Origin of the sequence: Kitasatospora sp. NPDC127121 (assembly GCF_042677305.1) — a bacterium.
Taxonomy (GTDB): Bacteria; Actinomycetota; Actinomycetes; order Streptomycetales; family Streptomycetaceae; genus Kitasatospora.
This window is the reverse complement of sequence record NZ_JBHXTQ010000063.1, coordinates 14,770-30,968: the sequence shown is the minus strand read 5'-3', so window position 1 is coordinate 30,968 and position 16,199 is coordinate 14,770. Positions and strand designations below refer to the sequence as shown.

Here is a 16,199-nt window from a genome sequence, read left to right as displayed (position 1 = left end):
GCTACGGTCGACCGCATGAAGAACATGAAGAAGGTGAGCTTCGCCGAGTTCGGCGGGCCGGACGTTCTGCAGCTCGTCGACGCCGAGCGGCCCCACCCGGGCCCCGGCCAGATCCGCATCGCCGTACGGGCGGCGGGCGTCAACCCCGTCGACTGGAGGATCCGCGAAGGCCAGTTCCTCCAAGCCCACCCGATCGAGTTGCCCTCTGGCGTCGGGCAGGACGCCTCGGGGGTGGTCGACGAGGTCGGCGAGGGCGTCGAAGGGATCGAGGCCGGCGACCACGTATTCGGCGAGGGCTTGAGCACCTACGCCGAGTTCGCCGTGCTGTCGGCCTGGGCCCGGATGCCCGAAGGGCTGACGTTCGAAGAGGCCGCCGGCTACCCCTCCGTGGTGGAGACCGCGCTGCGCATCATCCGCCAGGTCGGCGTGCGGCCCGGGCAGACGCTGCTGGCCAGCGGCGCGTCCGGGGGAGTCGGCTCGGCAGTGCTGCAGATCGCCCGCGACCGCGGCATCACGGTGATCGGCACGGCCGGGGCCGCGAACCAGGAGTACCTGCGCAGCCTGGGTGCCGTCGCCACGACGTACGGCGAGGGCTGGGTCGAGCGGGTGCGGCAGCTCGGCCAGGTCGACGCGGCGCTCGACCTGGCCGGTTCGGGCGTGATCCGCGAACTCGTCGAGCTGACCGGGGATCCGCAGAAGGTGGTCTCCATCGCCGACCTCGCGGCGCCGCAGTTCGGCGTCCGGTTCTCCGGCGTGGCCGGGAGCATGCCGGAGGCGCTCGCCGAGGCCGTCGACCTCATCGCGCGGGGCAGGCTCCACATCCCGGTCGAGAAGTCGTACACGCTCGCCGAGGCCGCGGCGGCGCACATCGACAGCCACGCCGGCCACACGCGGGGGCGCCGGGTCGTGCTCGTCTGAGCCGTCTTGTTCTCGACCTGTAGAAACAGGCCGAGGTGGTGGGTGCCACGACCCTGCCGTGGCCCCTTCTACCTCCCTGCGGCGCGTGTTCTCAGGGCATCGTCTTCCGTCCTGCGGCAGCGGAAGCGGGGGCAGTCGCAGGGCGGAGGCGGGCCCGCCGCTGGGGGTTGAAGGCGGCGGGGGCCTGGCCGAGCAGCAGCTCGACCCGGTCGAGGGCGGTTTGCGTGGACTCGACCAGCCCGGTGTCCCCCTTGGCGATCCGCAGGCGCAGCGCTTCTTGCAGATGGGCCTGGGCGCCTGCGAGGTCGCCGCGTTCCATGAGGTGCTTTCCGGTGTGCTGGAGCGCGAAGTCAAGGAGCTCCGGGTGCTGGCTTCGCGCGGTGTTCAGCGCGCTGCGGTAGAGCGCGTCCGCAGCCTGCACGGCACCGGCGTAGCGGTGCGCGTCGCCGAGGTTGAGCCCGGTGGCGACGACGGCCCGGGTGTTCCCGATCGCTGCGGCCAGGTCGAGCGACTGCCGGAGGAACGTACGGGCTTCCGCGTGGTGGCCCAGGCACATCTGGCCGATGCCGATCCATCTGGCCAGGACCCGAATACGAGCGGGGTCGGTCCCCTCGGGCAAGGCCCGCAGTTCCTCGTGGAGTTGGCCGACCGCGGTGGTCAGCTCGCTCCGGTCGGTGGGGACCATCCGCAGGTTGTCATCGTGAGTGATGAGGTGATCAAGCACTTGACCCTCCGTGGTTCGGTTCTGCCCAGCGTGGCACTACAGCTGGCCGGTCTGGTGGCGCAGGCCGGCCAGCAGCCGGGTCCTTCCGGTCGAGGTCGAAGAAGGAGCCGGCGGGGGACGTGGGTGGTGATGGAGGTCTTCAATGCGGACTCTCCTTGAGTGGGTGCGTGTGCGACGCCGGGTGGCAGGTCGGCTCGGATGATCACCCGCGCCGACCTGCCCATGCCGTCAACTAGCCGGCATCAGTTGGGGACTGCGGTCAGACCTCGGTCGGTGCTCACACTTGGGGGTGCGTCGCGCCATCGGTCTGTCCTCCTTCGCCGAGGGCGGCTGTGGGGTGGGTCGGCCCTCGGAACTCCTGCGACACCTGGGGCTTGCGCGCTTCGGTGCCTCGATCGCTACTCTGCGTTCATGTCCGCCGAGCCGTTCATCAACGACGACGACGATCACGATGCGTGCTGGATCTGCCCCAGCCTCCGGCTCCCTGCTGGGGCGTTCGATGTGCTCGAACGCCCCAGCAGGGATTACCCGTTCAACCCGGACGACGGCTTCCGGTACAGCCGGGAGGGAATCCCGGCCTGTGTGCACGGAGACCGCATCGGGCTGCCTCCCGGCCGGTACGCGAGTGCCGGCCAGGAGCTGCCCGAGGGCTAGAAGGTGATGGCGTGCTCTCGCCCGCTGCGACCGAAGCCGATGGAGCCGTACTTCTCGGCGAGGATGGCCAGGCGGCGGTCCACCTCGGCCTTGTCGAGCCAGTAGCGGGTGGGCGGCTCGGTGCCCCACGCGGCCAGGTACGCCGCGTGGGTGTACTCGCCGCCGGTGTAGTCGGTGTGTTCCTGATCGGTCTGGTGGATCAGCGTGAAGCCGGTTCGCTCGGCGATGCGGGCGAGCAACTGCGGCTGCGCGATCATCGCGTGCGTCATCTCGTCCACGGGGACGGGCAAGGCCAGCTCGGCGTCGGTCTCGCTGCCGGTCAGATCGTAGGCCGCCGCCTTGAGCGCGATGGCGCGCAGGCCCTCGGCGAACAGCGGAACCTTGTCGGTGTCGAGGTTCCACTGGCTGATGGTCGGGAACCCGGTGAAGCACTGCCAGTCACTGGAGTACTCCAGGGTCGCCGCCTCGAACGCCGAGAACTCGGGGTCCGCGGTGATGGCGGCCAGGATCTCGCGGGCGCGCTCGCCGACCTTGTCGGCCGCCGGCATGGTGCTGGTGGACATGCTGGTCCTCCTGCTGGGTGGTTGAGGCTGCCGCACGGGGATCTACGGCAGGGCATCACGGCTGTTCGCAGGAGACGGAGTTGGCACTAGGCTTCCGCTGTCACCCCGCGATGCCGTAGTTATGAAGTTACGGTCGGTGAATCCAGGGCTCGACGGACTGCCAGTACGAGTTGCCCGGATGATCGAGGCAAAGGGGGGCCCGGAATGGCTGCTCGGACACCACCGAGGCGCACCGAAGCACTGACTGACAGTCAGTCCGCGCTCGTCCGGGTCCCCGAAGGGGTGATTTCCGGCTTCCTGTTCAAGGTCATCCGGGAGCAGATCCCGAGGACTCAGGACGAGTTGGCCGTGGACCTGGGCATCGACAAGAGCACTGTCCAGGGCTGGGAGTCCGGCCGTCGGCCGCTCTCCTCCACCAGGGCCGGGAACCTGGTGGTGCTGCGCCGGAAGCTGATCCTGCTCGGCGCGCCGACTGGGCTGGTGGACCTGATCGGCCTCGCGATGGACGCAGACTTCGTCCTCGGCGAGATACTGCGGTCCCGGCCCACGAATGCCGAGGTTCTGGGGCATCCGCTGGCCGGGTGGGTGCTTACCCGGGACACCACGCACATGATCGGCTGGGCCATCAGCGGGGTTCTGCCCGGCGCGGTGGCCGCCGAGTTGGGCATCCCTGCCGCACGACGCGGGCCGGTCTCCACTGCGCCGCTCCTTGGGCAGGACGTGCGCTCGTGCTTCTTCGACAACCTCCGGCACACCGCTGACCTGGTGGAGGCCGGGGGTGAGGAGACCGCCCTACTCCGGAGACAGGTCTGGTACCTGTCCTCCTACGACCGGGCACGCGATGTGGCCGAGTGGTTCAGTGGGATGCAGCGCCGAGGCCGGATTCCCTCGGCCGGTTCGGGGTGGTCACCCCGCTGGGCCGAAGCGCGGTCGGCCGCGGCAGCACTGGCGCGACAAGGGGACCCCGAGCTGCTCCGGGACTTCATCGCCCGCTCGATCACCGACAACGACGACTTCGAAGCCGCGAACCTGAACTACTGGGCTCACTGGCTCGGGCTCGACTCACGTCCCCAGATCAGCGATGACTTCATGGCGGAGCAGGACCGCCCGGTGTGGGACGCCTCCACGCTGCTGCGGCAGTTCGCCATCCGGCTGGACCGCGCGGGCGAGTACACCGACCTGTACGTCCATTCGATCTGGGCACTCATGCTCACCCGACGCGGCCTGGCCGATGCGGACCCCCGTACAGCCCGCGACCTGGCCGCACGAGTGCGCACGCTGCTTGATGGTGACGGTCTTTCACGACAGTCCCGTCGAGAGTTGGAGTCTGTGCACTACGGTCTGCGGGTAGGTGGGTCCAGCAACTACCGATCCAACAGCGAAGGACAGCTATGACGGACGACAAGCAGGCGAAGGGCACCGCGAGCTACCTGTTCGAGGCGGGCATGCTCAAGCGGGCGAAGCGCCAGGGCTGGTGGATCGCTGGAGTCAAAGACCCTGAGTCGGTCGCGGAGCACTCGTTCCGCACGGGCGTAGTCGGCGCGGTGCTCGCGATGATGGAGGGTGCCGACCCGGCCAAGGTCGCCCTCCTGTGTCTCTTCCACGACACTCAGGAGACCCGGGTCAGCGATATCCCGCACGTCAGCCGGCGCTACCTCACCGCCGTCTCGAACGAGCGCGTGACCGCCGACCAGGTCAGCGCCGCTCACCCGGCCGTTGTTGCCGGGGTTCAGGCCATTGTGGAGGAGTACGAGAACGCCGAGAGCTTGGAAGTCACCGTCGCCCATGACGCGGACAAGCTGGAGTGCCTGATTCAGGCCGTGGAGTACCGCGAGCAGGGGTACCAGAACGTCCAGCCGTGGATTGACAGCAGTCTCGGCAGCCTCAAGACCGAGTCGGCTCGCACCCTGGCGGAGGCCGCACTGGCCATGACGTCCTTGGAGTGGCAGAGGATCTACCTCGGGTGACGCTGCCGACGTCCGTCTACTCGTAGCGGTGGCGGGAGATGAAGTAGGCCGTTCTCCCGGATCTCCTCCATCTCCGACGCGAAGTCGCGGTCGTTGAGGGCGACGTCCAGGCGGCGGTCGTGGCCGGCCCCGGTGACGCTCCAGCGGCTGGCGGAGGAACCCGGCCGCACCCCGGCCGGCCCGGGGAGCAGATCCTGGGCCTGGCCCGCTTCATCGCCGAAGGGCTGCCGGCGATCTCGCACCGGGGCTGTCCGTTCATCGACTCCATCGCCGAACTGCCCGACCGCTCCGACCCGGCGCGGCAGGTGATCGAGGAGTACAAGGCCCGCCAGCTGCGCAGGCTGGTCGCCATGTGCGCCGAGGCCCGGCTGCCCGACCCGGCGCAGACCGCGGCCGAGATCACCTTCGTGCTCGAAGGGGCGCAGGTCTGCGCGCAGAACGGAAGCGTCGAGCAGGCGGGGGAGCGTCTGACGAGGGTCGTCGAGGGGATCGGGTCTAGAAGCTGAGCAGGCCGATGGCGCGGCCGTCGTGGTCCACCACCGGCCACACGTCCAGGTCGCGGGAGCGCATGGCGGCGGCCGCCGTGGTGGCGGGCATGTCGGCGGTGGCGAAGGGGGCGCGGTCGAGGACGATGTCGCGTACCGGGGTGCGCTCGGTGTACCAGGACCGGGCCTGGAACGGCGCGAGGTGCAGGCGGGTCAGCAGCCCGGCGCAGCGGCCGTCGTCGTCGCGGACGAGCAGGTGGTCGCTGCCGGAGCTCTGCAGGACGTCCATTGCGGTGTCGACCATGACGTCGTCGCTGATCTGCAGTTCCGGGCGTTTCATGAGGTCGCCGACCGTGGCGGTGCTTGCGGGGTGTCCGGGGGCGATGGTCATGGGCGGGCTCCTTCGTGTCGCTGCTGCCGGGGTGCCGCGGAGGGCTGGGAGGGACTGGGGAGGCCTGGGAGCGGCTGCGCGGGCCCGGTCCGCACCGTGGACCGGGCCCGCTGGGGTGCTACGCGGCGACGGCGACGCGCCTGGGCGCCCGGCGACGGCCCGAGGAGCCCTGGTTGTCGCGGCCGGCGGCCGCGCGGGTGTCGCCGCCGGTGGGGGCGGGGCGTCCGCGGCGGCCGCGGTTCGTGGCCGCGCTGCGGCGCGGACGCTCGACGACGGGGTCGGCGATGACCACGGGCACGCCGGTGGGGACGCGGGCGCCGGTGATGCGGGTCAGGTCCTCGTCGCCGGCGAGGACCCTGGTGGTGACGGGGGTGATGCCGGCGGTGGTCATCATCCGGGCCATCTGGCGGCGCTGGCTGGGCAGGACGAGGGTGACGACGGTGCCGGACTCGCCGGCCCGGGCGGTGCGGCCGCCCCGGTGGAGGTAGTCCTTGTGGTCGCTCGGCGGGTCGAGGTTGACGACCAGGTCGAGGCCGTCGATGTGGATGCCCCGGGCGGCGACGTTGGTGGCGATCAGCGCGGTGACCTGGCCGGTGCGGAACTGCTCCAGGGTGCGGTTGCGCTGGGGCTGGGACTTGCCGCCGTGCAGGGCCGCGGCCTTGACCCCGTTGGCGAGCAGGTCCTCGACCAGTGCGTCGGCGCGGTCCCGGGTGTCGGTGAACATGATCACCCCGCCGTCGCGGGAGGCGATGTGGGCGATCGTGGTGTTCTTGTCGTGGTTCTGCACGTGCAGCACGTGGTGCTCCATGGTGCTGACCGCTGCTGCGGACGGGTCCACCGAGTGGGTGACCGGGTCGTTCAGGAAGTGCCGCACGAGGCGGTCGACGTTGCGGTCCAGGGTGGCGGAGAACAGCATGGTCTGGCAGCCTTCGGCGACCTGTTCGAGGAGCTCGGTGACCTGGGGCAGGAAGCCCATGTCGGCCATCTGGTCGGCCTCGTCGAGGACGGTGACGCCGACCCCGTCCAGCTGGCAGTCGCCGCGCTGGATCAGGTCCTTGAGTCGGCCGGGGGTGGCCACCACGACCTCCGCCCCGCGGTTCAGCACCTGCGCCTGGCGGCCGATCGACATCCCGCCGACCACGGTCGCCATCCGCAGCCGCACGGAGTGGGCGTAGGGGGTGAGCGCCTCGGTGACCTGCTGCGCGAGCTCGCGGGTGGGGACCAGCACCAGGGCCAACGGGCGGCGGGGTTCGGCCCGCTGCCCCGCGGTGCGGGCCAGGACGGCGAGACCGAAGGCGATGGTCTTGCCGGAGCCGGTGCGGCCCCGGCCGAGCACGTCGCGGCCGGCCAGCGAGTTGGGCAGCGTCGCGGCCTGGATGGGGAACGGCGAGGTGACGCCCTGGCGGGTCAGCGTCTTCAACAGGGCTGCGGGCATGTCCAGTTCGGCGAAGGACTCGACGGCCGGCAGGGCGGGAGTGGTGCTCACCGGCATCGCGAACTCGCCCTGCGGGGAGGAGTCCTGGCGGCGGCCCCGGTCGGAGGAGCGCCGGCCGCCGGCCGGACGGGAGCCGTAGAAGGAACTGCCGCCGGAGCGGGAGCCTGCGCCGGAGCGAGAGCTTGAGCCGGAGCGGGAGTTGGCGTTCTGGTACGAGGAGCGACTGGAGCGGTTCACGTGGAGACCTTCCTCAAGGCGGCGCGTCACGAGGAAGGCCCCGTGGCGCGGGGCGCCGACGGAGACCGCAAGGGAACGGGCCGGAAGTGTGACGGGCGGAGCGTGGACGGTAGAACCGTGCGGCACGTCACCTACGGTCGGCGCTCACCCGGGAGGGGCGGGAGCGAACGACCTCGAACCGTGAGCTGTCACGGCAGGGCGCCGATCCGGACGCGGAGCTGTGGGTCTCGCGTGGGGATGGCCGCCGGTGGCGGAGCCAGGGGGCCTGAGCGGCCGGGAATGCGTCCGTGACGCAATGCCGAGGGGCCCGCACCGGGCAACATGTACGCGGTGCGGGCCCCTCGCTGCTAGGCGGGTGCCGTGGCAGAAAAACTACAGCGGGCGAATGTTCTCGGCCTGCGGGCCCTTCTGGCCCTGCGTGACGTCGAACTCGACCTTCTGGCCCTCGAGCAGCTCACGGAAGCCGTTGGCGTTGATGTTCGAGTAGTGGGCGAAGACGTCCGGGCCGCCGCCCTCCTGCTCGATGAAGCCGAAGCCCTTTTCCGCGTTGAACCACTTCACGGTGCCATTAGCCATAAAAATAATCTCCTTCAAGGGCTATCCGAAGCCCGCACCATGCAGGCTCCGAGTCGCCGCGATGAGCACCCACCCGGGGAAGAGCCGGGAAACAAAAATGCGCCTGCAAAACATCAGCAGGCGCACACAAAGTCCATGGGAACCACTACTGCAACTCGTACGACTCTAGCAGGCTCGGGCCCGCCACGGGCGAATTTGTCGCCCCGGGTTTCGCGGAAGCCTCCCCCCGGGGGCTGCCGGATTCGGAAAGACCACCCTTGCCCTCTCCGGCGCCAACGGCAGGAAGTGTCAATTCCGCCGCCTCGGATGACGGACTTCGCGGAGTTCGCCGGAGCCGGGCTGGACGGGGTGTCGCGACAACCGCTGGAACCCGAGGCGAGCGGCGGACTGTCGCAGGGTTGTGACACGGCGGGGTCCGCCTCCCAAGGAGTTCCTCATGACGCGCACGTAACGTCGCGCACGACATGGCGGAGAAGCGGGAGGCGATGGAGATGCGGAAACTGGGGCACGGAACGCGGCTGATCGGGGTGAGCGTGATCGCCGGGATCGTGGCGGCGGGCATAGCCCTGCCCGCGGTGGCGGCCGCCGGGCTCGGCGCCCGGTCGGCGGCCGACGACTTCCAGAGCCTGCCCGACGACTTCAAGACCCCGGCGCTCTCACAGGCCTCGACGATCCTCGACGCGCAGGGCGGCACGATCGCCACCGTGTACGACCGCGACCGCACCGTCGTCCCGGCGGACCAGATATCCCCGCTGGTGAAGACCGCACTCGTCGACATCGAGGACAACCGCTTCTACGAGCACGGCGCGATCGACCTCAAGGGCGTGCTGCGCGCCCTGGACAAGAACGCCACCTCCGGCGGCACCGCGCAGGGCGCGTCCACCCTGACCCAGCAGTACGTGAAGAACGTCTTCGTCGACGAGGCGGGCGACGACCCGCAGAAGGTGGCCGAGGCGCAGCGCCAGACCGTCGGCCGCAAGATCCAGGAACTGAAGTACGCGATCAAGGTCGAGGAGACCCTGAGCAAGGACCAGATCCTCACCAACTACCTGAACATCACCTTCTTCGGCGAGAAGGCCTACGGCATCGAGTCGGCAGCGCGGCGCTACTTCGGCGTGCGCGCCAAGGACCTCACCCTGCCGCAGGCCGCGCTGCTCGCCGGCCTGGTGCAGTCGCCCACCGGCTACGACCCGACGGTCAACCCGACCGCGGCGAAGGACCGGCGCGACACCGTGCTGCGCAAGATGGCCGAGTACGGGCACATCACCAAGGAGCAGGCCCAGCAGGCCATCGCGACCCCGCTCGGGCTCAACGTCCAGGCGCCGCAACAGGGCTGCATCCTGGCCAAGCAGGGCGAGGGCTTCTTCTGCGACTACGTGCGCCAGACGGTGCTCACCGATCCGGCCTTCGGCAAGTCGGCGGCCGAACGGCAGGCGGTGTGGAAGCGCGGCGGCCTCCAGATCCACACCACGCTCGACCCCAAGGCCCAGGCCTCGCTCTACGCCTCCGTCACCGCCCACGTGAACGCCAGCGACCAGGCCGCGACCGCGATGAGCATCGTCGAGCCGGGCACCGGCAAGATCCTCGCGATGGGCCAGAGCCGCCCGTACGGCGTCGACGGCAAGCAGCACCAGACCCAGATCAACTACAACGTCGGCAAGGCCATGGGCGGCGGGCTCGGCTTCCCGACCGGCTCGACGTTCAAACCGATCGTCGCCGCGGCGGCCCTGGAGAACGGCATCTCGCCGAGCCAGAGCTACACCACCGACTACAGCATCCCGTGGCCGGCGATGACGGACTGCTCCGGCGGCCGGTTCCCCTCCGCCGGGCAGGTGCACAACGACAGCCAGAGCCTCACCGGCCAGTTCGACATGAAGACGGCCATGGCGCAGTCCGTCAACACCTACTTCGCCAAGCTGGAGGGCGACGCCGGGCTGTGCAACGTCGCCCAGATGACCAACAAGCTCGGCATCACCCAGCAGGCGGGCGGCGAGAAGCTCCAGGTCGTCCCGTCGATGACGCTCGGCAGCAACGACCTGACCCCGCTGGAGATGGCCGGCGTCTACGCGGCCTTCGCCGCCCACGGCACCTACTGCGCGCCGACCGCCATCGCCTCGGTGACCGGCCCCGACGGCAAGCAGCTCGCGGTGCCGCAGGCGAACTGCTCCGCCGTGATGTCGACCACCACCGCCGACACCGTCACCGCGATGCTCAAGGGCGTCGTCGAGGACGGCACCGGCCAGACCGCCGGCCTCAGCAGCCGCGACAGCGCCGGCAAGACCGGCACCACCGACGCGAGCCGCCAGGTCTGGTTCGTCGGCTACACCCCCGAGATGGCCGGCGCCACCGTCGTCAGCGACACCGACAACCCCAAGCCCCTGGACGGCCAGCGCATCGGCGGCACCGTCGTGGGCCAGGCCTTCGGCGGCACCCTGGCCGGCCCGATCTGGCGCGACGCCATGAACGGAGCCCTCGCCGACACGCCGGCGGGCGCCTTCACCCCGGTACAGCTGCCTTAGCGGGCTCGTCCCGAGCGGGGTCGCGCCGACGGAATCCGGCGCGACCCTGGTGCCCGGCGCGGTCCCGGTGCCCGGCGCGACCCCCCGCGAGCGCCCCCGGCCGGGGGCCGCTCAGGGGCCGTGCCCCTCCAGCGGCTCGCCGGACAGGCGCTGCGCCAGGTAGACCGGCAGGACGGCCAGGACGATCAGCACCGAGGCCACGACATCCACCACCGGGCCCTGGTTGGGCCGGGCCAGGTTCTCGAAGATCCACAGTGGCAGCGTCCGGGTGCCGGGGCCCGCGGTGAAGGTGGTCACCACGATCTCGTCGAAGGAGAGCGCGAAGGCCAGCAGCGCCCCGGCGAGCAGCGCGCCGCGCACGGCCGGCAGCGTGACGTGCCAGAAGGTCTGGAAGGTGTCCGCCCCGAGGTCCGCCGACGCCTCCTCGGCCGACGGCGCGATGCGCCGCAGCCGCGCCGACACGTTGTTGAACACCACCACGATGCAGAAGGTGGCGTGCCCGACGACCACGGTGAACAGGCCGAAGCCCACCCCGAGCGGGGTCAGCACGGTGCGGAACGCGGCGTTGAGCGCGATGCCGGTGACGATGCCGGGCAGGGCGATCGGCAGGATCAGCAGGAAGGAGACCGACTGCCGGCCGAAGAACCGGTACCGGGTCGCGGCGAAGGCCGCCATGGTGCCCAGGACCAGCGCCACCCCGGTGGCTCCGAGCCCGGCCTTCAGCGACGTGGCCAGCGCCTCGCGCAGCCCGGTCTCCTGCCAGGCGGCCGTCCACCAGCGGGTGCTGAAGCCGGACGGCGGCCAGGCGAAGGAGCGCGAGGCGTTGAAGGAGTTCACCAGGACCAGCAGCAGCGGGGCGTAGATGACGGCGAACCCCAGGGCCGTCGCCGTCCGGAGCAGGATCCGGGTACCGCGGGAGAGTTGCATCAGGGCGTCGGCCTCACAGACTGTCCAGCGCGCCGGTGCGGCGCACGGCGAGCAGGTAGCCCACGATCAGCAGCACCGGGACGCAGGACACCGCGGCCGCCAGGGGCAGGTTCAGCGTCACGTTGGACGCGATGACGTTGCCGAGCATGGACGTGGTGCCGCCGACGATCTGCACCGTCAGGTAGTCGCCCAGGCTCAGCGAGAAGGTGAAGACCGACCCGGCGATGAGCGCCGGCCTGGCCAGCGGCAGCACCACCGTGCGCAGGGTCCGCCAGGGGCCGGCGCCGAGGTCCGCCGCGGCGGCGAGCAGGCTGTCGGGCAGCTGCCCGAACGCGGTGCACAGCGGCAGCACCATGTAGGGCAGCCACAGGTACGCGAGCACCATGACCACCGCCGGCACGCCGAAACCGGGGGAGTGCCCGCCGAAGGGGGCGGCGACCCAGTCCAGGACGCCGCCGTGGCTGAGCATCACCCACCAGGCGTAGGCCTTGACCAGGTAGCCGGCCCACAGCGGCGTCAGCACCGCCACCAGCAGCAGGCGCCGGCTCCCGGGCCGAGAGACGCGGGCGACGAAGAAGGCCATCGGGAGGGCGACCACCGCGTCGATCACCGTCACCGACACCGCGATGCCCAGCGTGCGCACGGCGACCGTCCGGTACTGCGGATCGGTCAGCAGCGACCGGAAGTTGTCGAGGGTCCAGCGCTGCTCGACGGCGGAGGTGAACGCGTTGGTGGTCCAGAACGCGGACAGCAGGAGGATCGCCAGCGAGCCGAGGTACGCCAGCACCAGCCAGGTCATCGGCGCCGCCAGCAGCGCCGCGAGCCGCAGACCGGGGCGCCGGTCCAGCAGCCCGGCCAGCCGGCGCATCGGGGTGCGTGTCGGGGTGCGCGCGGGGGTGTGCGCCGGGGTGCGTGCCGTGGCGGGGGCGCTCAAGAGCTCTTGATCCCGTTCCAGGCGGTGACCCACTGGGCGTACGCGGTGCAGTCGCCGCGGCCGCTGCCGTCGGCGCACTGCGCGGTGGGCGTGGTCCAGTAGTAGACGTCCTTCCACCAGTTCTCGTCGGTGGCGTGGTAGTCGGCGCAGAAGCCCGGGTTGTCGGTGATCTGCGCGCAGGCCTTGGAGTTGGCCGGGGCCTCGCCGAAGTACTCGGCGACCTGCGCGTTGGCCGACGGCGAGACGATGTAGTCCATCCACGCGTAGGCGCAGTTGGGGTGCTGGGCGTGCGCCGAGACCATCCAGGTGTCGGACCAGCCGGTGGAACCCTCGACGGGCAGGACCGCCTGCGTCCGCACCCTGCCGTCGGCGGCGACCGCCTGCTGGATCACCTCCCAGGTGGTGCCGATCAGGGCGTCGCCGGAGTCGAACGCCGCCTGCTCCTTGGTGTAGTCGCTCCAGTAGGAGCCGACCTGCTTCTTCTGGACCTTGAGCAGCGCCACCGCGGCGTCCAGTTGGGAGGAGGTCAGGGCGTAGGGGTTCCTGATGCCGAGCTCGGGCCTGGTCCTCATCAGGTACAGCGCGGCATCGGCGATGTAGATCGGACTGTCGTACGCGGTGAGGTGCCCGGCGTAGGGCGAGTCCGGGGTGAAGACCGCGCCCCAGGAGGTCGGCGCGGGGGTCACCTTGTCGGTGTTGTACATCAGCAGGTTGGCGCCGCGCCCGTGCGGGATCCCGTACGGCACGTCCTTGACCGAGTTCCACGGGCGGTTCTTCAACCCGGGGTAGATATCGGCGTAGTTGGGGACGAGCGCGGTGTTGACCGGCGCGACGTCGCCGCCCGCGATCAGACGCAGCGTCGCGTCACCGGAAGCCGAGACGGTGTCGTACTGGCCGGTCTTCATCAACGCGACCATCTCGTCCGAGGTGCCCGCCACCTTGAGGTTCACCTTGCAACCGGTCTGCCGGATGAACGGGGTGACCCAGTCGACGGCCTTGTTGTCCTGCCCGTACTCGACGTAGCCGGCCCAGGCGACGATGTTGACGGTGCCCTCGCCCGGGCCGAGGGACTTCTGCGCGGGGATGTCCGGTGCGGTGAACCCGGTGCCCGTGCCGCCGCCGCCACCGGAGTTCGACGCGCACGCCACGGGAAGCAGCAGGGCGGCCGCGGCCGCCAGGGCGCTCAGGGGGCGGCGGTGCGGAGGGCGGCGCAGGGTTCGGCGGCGTCGGGGGCGCGTGGTGCTCATGAACTCGATCGCTTTCGTCAAGGGTTGAGGGTCAGGAGTTGTCGATACGGACGGTGTGGTGTCGCCGCCAGGCCAGGAGGACGCTCGCCCCCCGGCGGCGGGAGGCGTCGGCACCGGAGTCGTCGAGACCGGAGCCGTCGAGACCGGAGCCGTCGAGGTTCTGCCGGACGGCCACCAGCCGCCCGCCCGCCGCCAGGTCGACCAGGAAGCGGGTCTGCGCGCCGGCGTAGACGACCTCGCCGATCGTCCCGGTGACGCCGTACTCGTCGGGCCCCGTCGGGTCATCCGGACGGGCGATGCGGATCTTCTCGGGGCGCACCGAGTACGTCCCGGGCCGGCCGAAGACGTGCTCGGCGCAGGCGCCCCGGAGCAGGTTCGAGGTGCCGACGAAGCCCGCCACGAACGCGGTGGCCGGCCGCTCGTACACCTCGGCGGGAGTACCGACCTGCTCGATCCGGCCGGCGTTGAGGACCGCGATCCGGTCGCTCATCGTGAGCGCCTCGTCCTGGTCGTGGGTCACGAGGACGAAGGTGATCCCGGCCTCGCGCTGGATCTGCTGGAGTTCGAGCTGCATCTCCAGCCGGAGCTTCAGGTCGAGGGCGCCGAGCGGCTCGTCGAGCAGCAGCACGGACGGGCGGTTGACCAGCGCGCGGGCCAGCGCGACCCGCTGGCGCTGCCCGCCGGACAGTTCGGCCGGGCGCCGGTCACCGAAGGAGGGCAACTGCACGCTCGCCAGCGCCTCGGCCACCCGTGCGGCCCGCTCCGCCCGCGGCACCCGCTTGACCTTCAGCCCGTACTCGACGTTCTGCCACACCGACAGATGCGGAAAGAGGGCGTAATCCTGGAACACCGTGTTGACGTCGCGGTCGAACGCGGGCAAGCCGGTGACGTCGACCCCGCCCAGCAGCACCCGGCCGGCGCTCGGCGCCTCGAAGCCCGCGATCATGCGCAGCACCGTGGTCTTGCCCGACCCGGACGGCCCGAGCATCGAGAAGAACTCGCCCGGCCTGACGTCCAGATCGATCCCGTCCACGGCGCTGACCACGCCGAACGCCTTGCTGACCCCGGACAACGCGACCGCACCGGGCACGAGCGGACGGCCGGCCGAGCAGCCCGACGCGCGCTCCGGCGGGTTGGGGGAGGGGCTGGCGGACGGACTGGGAACTGGGCTGGACGTCATCCGCACCTCGGTCTCGCGGCTTCTGCTGTCGGATCCGCGGGGCTGCCGAATCCTCTGAATCTTCGACTGAAGCAGAAAAGCCACCGGCCCGGGTGGCGGCGGCCCACCGGCCTCGGGGGCCGTCAGCGCGATGACGGGGGCATGGCGGTGACATGGCGGCGCTTGTCAGCCCGATGACGGCGAGGTCCGGCACCTTCGAGAGGTCCGGCCTTGCCTCTCCTCGCCCGAATTCAGGTCCACGTCAACCGAATTCACGTCCACGTCCACGTCCACGTCCACGTCCACGTCCACGTTCACGTTCACGTTCACGTTCACGTCCAAGGAGCGCACATGACGATCACCATCCGACCGGGAAGCACCGTGATGTTCACCGGCGACTCGATCACCGACTGCCAACGGCAGCAGAGTGAGGACGGCCTCGGGTACGGCTACCCGCTGCGCGTCGCGGGCGAGTGGGGCTTCCGGCACCCGGACCGGCCCGTGACCTGGCTGAACACCGGGAACGCGGGCGACAAGGTGATGAACCTCGAAGCCCGCTGGCAGACCGACGTGCTCGACGCCCGCCCGGACGTGGTGTCGATCCTCGTCGGAGTCAACGACATGGGCTGGCACACGCTGGACCCGGAGGGGCGTGTGATCCCCGCGGAGGAGTTCGAAGCGGGCTACGAGCGCCTGCTCGCGCCCCTCGCCGAGACGGGCACGCAGCTGATCCTCATCGAGCCGTTCCTCCTGCCGATCCACGGCGTCATCGAGGCCGGCGCCGCCCTCATCGGAGAGCATCAGCGGCAGCAATGGCGCACCGACCTGGACCCCAAGATCCAGGCCGTGCACAAGCTCGCCCGCACCTACGGCGCGCACCTGCTCGCCGCCGACGGCATGTTCGCCGAACTCGCCGCCACGGCCGGCCCGGAACACTGGTCCGCGGACGGCGTCCACCCGACGCCCGCCGGCCACGCCGCACTCGCGGCAGCCTGGCTGCGCCTGGTCGCCTGACCGGGCCCGAGACCACCCGCGACCCGGCGATCGGGTGGGCGGGTGGTTCGGGGAGAGCCAATGAGCTTAGGGAAGCTCCTGGCGCACCAGCACGCGGGCGAACGGTGCCCCGGTGAGCCGGGCGTGTGCCATCCGCTCGCGCACCTCGCTGAGCGTGCGCGGCCGGTAGCCGGGGCCACCACAGCAGCCCTTGTGGAACCGGACCCCCGCGTGCAGCAGCACGGAGAGGGTCCGCCAGCCGGCGTCGTCCCTCCGACGAGGAGCCGCGAAGGCCGAGCCGACGTGGATCAGCGCCTCGGTACAGCGCGGGCAGCGCCGTTCGTGCGTACCGAGGTAGCGCTGCTTGTACGAGGCCCGGCAGGGCAGACAGACGTACGAGGTCTTCGCATGGGCCATGCGGCCAGACTATGCGTCGGCGGCAGCCGAGCCGACCGGATTTTCTCCGGTCC

At 70.8% G+C, this 16,199-nt stretch carries 16 protein-coding genes and 1 pseudogene; 7 read left to right on the top strand and 10 right to left on the bottom strand.

Translation table 11 applies throughout. The annotated features are described in order from the left end of the window. Positions 1-24 precede the first annotated feature (24 nt). Entirely contained in the window at positions 25-918 is an 894-nt protein-coding gene (locus ACFVHI_RS26865; protein ID WP_380343582.1) for an NADP-dependent oxidoreductase, read from the top strand. A 91-nt stretch (positions 919-1,009) separates the two neighbouring features. Here the strand turns inward: ACFVHI_RS26865 and ACFVHI_RS26860 are convergent, their stop codons facing one another. After that, positions 1,010-1,642, bottom strand: coding sequence for a hypothetical protein (locus tag ACFVHI_RS26860; protein WP_380343538.1), 633 nt, complete (start codon positions 1,640-1,642; stop codon positions 1,010-1,012). Between the two features lie 411 nt (positions 1,643-2,053). Here ACFVHI_RS26860 and ACFVHI_RS26855 point away from each other — a divergent pair, with 411 nt between their 5' ends. Beyond that, complete coding sequence (locus tag ACFVHI_RS26855) at positions 2,054-2,296, top strand: hypothetical protein (protein WP_380343535.1); 243 nt, start codon at positions 2,054-2,056, stop codon at positions 2,294-2,296. On the opposite strand, the gene ACFVHI_RS26850 is transcribed toward ACFVHI_RS26855, so the two are convergent. Continuing rightward, a complete protein-coding gene (locus ACFVHI_RS26850) occupies positions 2,293-2,859 on the bottom strand; it encodes a hypothetical protein (protein ID WP_380343533.1) in 567 nt (188 codons plus the stop codon). The genes ACFVHI_RS26855 and ACFVHI_RS26850 overlap by 4 nt on opposite strands. 204 nt (positions 2,860-3,063) lie before the next feature. Here ACFVHI_RS26850 and ACFVHI_RS26845 point away from each other — a divergent pair, with 204 nt between their 5' ends. The 3 genes and pseudogenes from ACFVHI_RS26845 to ACFVHI_RS26835 form a co-directional block, all read left to right on the top strand. Beyond that, positions 3,064-4,254: a helix-turn-helix domain-containing protein gene (locus ACFVHI_RS26845; RefSeq protein ID WP_380343531.1), complete on the top strand. Its 1,191-nt coding sequence runs from the start codon at positions 3,064-3,066 to the stop codon at positions 4,252-4,254. After that, positions 4,251-4,826 carry an HD family hydrolase gene (locus ACFVHI_RS26840; RefSeq protein WP_380343528.1) on the top strand — a complete coding sequence of 192 codons (576 nt, stop codon included), beginning with the start codon at positions 4,251-4,253 and terminating at the stop codon, positions 4,824-4,826. Before ACFVHI_RS26845 ends, ACFVHI_RS26840 begins: the two co-directional genes overlap by 4 nt. 167 nt (positions 4,827-4,993) lie before the next feature. After that, positions 4,994-5,332, top strand: a pseudogene (locus ACFVHI_RS26835) (TetR family transcriptional regulator); the annotation flags it as partial. On the opposite strand, the gene ACFVHI_RS26830 reads toward ACFVHI_RS26835, so the two are convergent. From ACFVHI_RS26830 to ACFVHI_RS26820, 3 genes are all read right to left on the bottom strand, one after another. Then, positions 5,322-5,702 (bottom strand): CBS domain-containing protein, encoded by a 381-nt coding sequence (locus ACFVHI_RS26830; protein WP_380343526.1) that lies wholly within the window; start codon positions 5,700-5,702, stop codon positions 5,322-5,324. The pseudogene ACFVHI_RS26835 and the gene ACFVHI_RS26830 overlap by 11 nt on opposite strands. A 118-nt stretch (positions 5,703-5,820) precedes the next feature. Further along, entirely contained in the window at positions 5,821-7,374 is a 1,554-nt protein-coding gene (locus ACFVHI_RS26825) for a DEAD/DEAH box helicase (RefSeq protein WP_380343523.1), read from the bottom strand. Between the two features lie 372 nt (positions 7,375-7,746). Then, on the bottom strand, positions 7,747-7,950 hold the full coding sequence (locus ACFVHI_RS26820; protein ID WP_030918248.1) for a cold-shock protein: 204 nt from the start codon (positions 7,948-7,950) through the stop codon (positions 7,747-7,749). 464 nt (positions 7,951-8,414) lie between these two features. Between ACFVHI_RS26820 and ACFVHI_RS26815 the strand changes: the two genes are divergently transcribed. Continuing rightward, on the top strand, positions 8,415-10,469 hold the full coding sequence (locus tag ACFVHI_RS26815; RefSeq protein ID WP_380343520.1) for a transglycosylase domain-containing protein: 2,055 nt from the start codon (positions 8,415-8,417) through the stop codon (positions 10,467-10,469). Between the two features lie 111 nt (positions 10,470-10,580). Here ACFVHI_RS26815 and ACFVHI_RS26810 read toward each other — a convergent pair whose 3' ends face one another. The 4 genes from ACFVHI_RS26810 to ACFVHI_RS26795 all read right to left on the bottom strand — a co-directional run bounded on the left by ACFVHI_RS26810 (position 10,581) and on the right by ACFVHI_RS26795 (position 14,757). Beyond that, positions 10,581-11,396 (bottom strand): ABC transporter permease, encoded by an 816-nt coding sequence (locus tag ACFVHI_RS26810; protein WP_380343518.1) that lies wholly within the window; start codon positions 11,394-11,396, stop codon positions 10,581-10,583. Positions 11,397-11,409: 13 nt separating this feature from the next. Further along, positions 11,410-12,264 (bottom strand): ABC transporter permease, encoded by an 855-nt coding sequence (locus ACFVHI_RS26805; protein WP_380343579.1) that lies wholly within the window; start codon positions 12,262-12,264, stop codon positions 11,410-11,412. Positions 12,265-12,326: 62 nt separating this feature from the next. After that, positions 12,327-13,577: an ABC transporter substrate-binding protein gene (locus tag ACFVHI_RS26800; RefSeq protein WP_380343577.1), complete on the bottom strand. Its 1,251-nt coding sequence runs from the start codon at positions 13,575-13,577 to the stop codon at positions 12,327-12,329. 31 nt (positions 13,578-13,608) lie between these two features. Beyond that, positions 13,609-14,757, bottom strand: coding sequence for an ABC transporter ATP-binding protein (locus tag ACFVHI_RS26795; protein WP_380343515.1), 1,149 nt, complete (start codon positions 14,755-14,757; stop codon positions 13,609-13,611). 330 nt (positions 14,758-15,087) lie between these two features. Between ACFVHI_RS26795 and ACFVHI_RS26790 the strand changes: the two genes are divergently transcribed. Then, complete coding sequence (locus tag ACFVHI_RS26790) at positions 15,088-15,750, top strand: SGNH/GDSL hydrolase family protein (protein ID WP_380343512.1); 663 nt, start codon at positions 15,088-15,090, stop codon at positions 15,748-15,750. A 66-nt stretch (positions 15,751-15,816) separates the two neighbouring features. On the opposite strand, the gene ACFVHI_RS26785 is transcribed toward ACFVHI_RS26790, so the two are convergent. Beyond that, complete coding sequence (locus ACFVHI_RS26785; RefSeq protein WP_063352315.1) at positions 15,817-16,146, bottom strand: hypothetical protein; 330 nt, start codon at positions 16,144-16,146, stop codon at positions 15,817-15,819. Positions 16,147-16,199 lie beyond the last annotated feature (53 nt).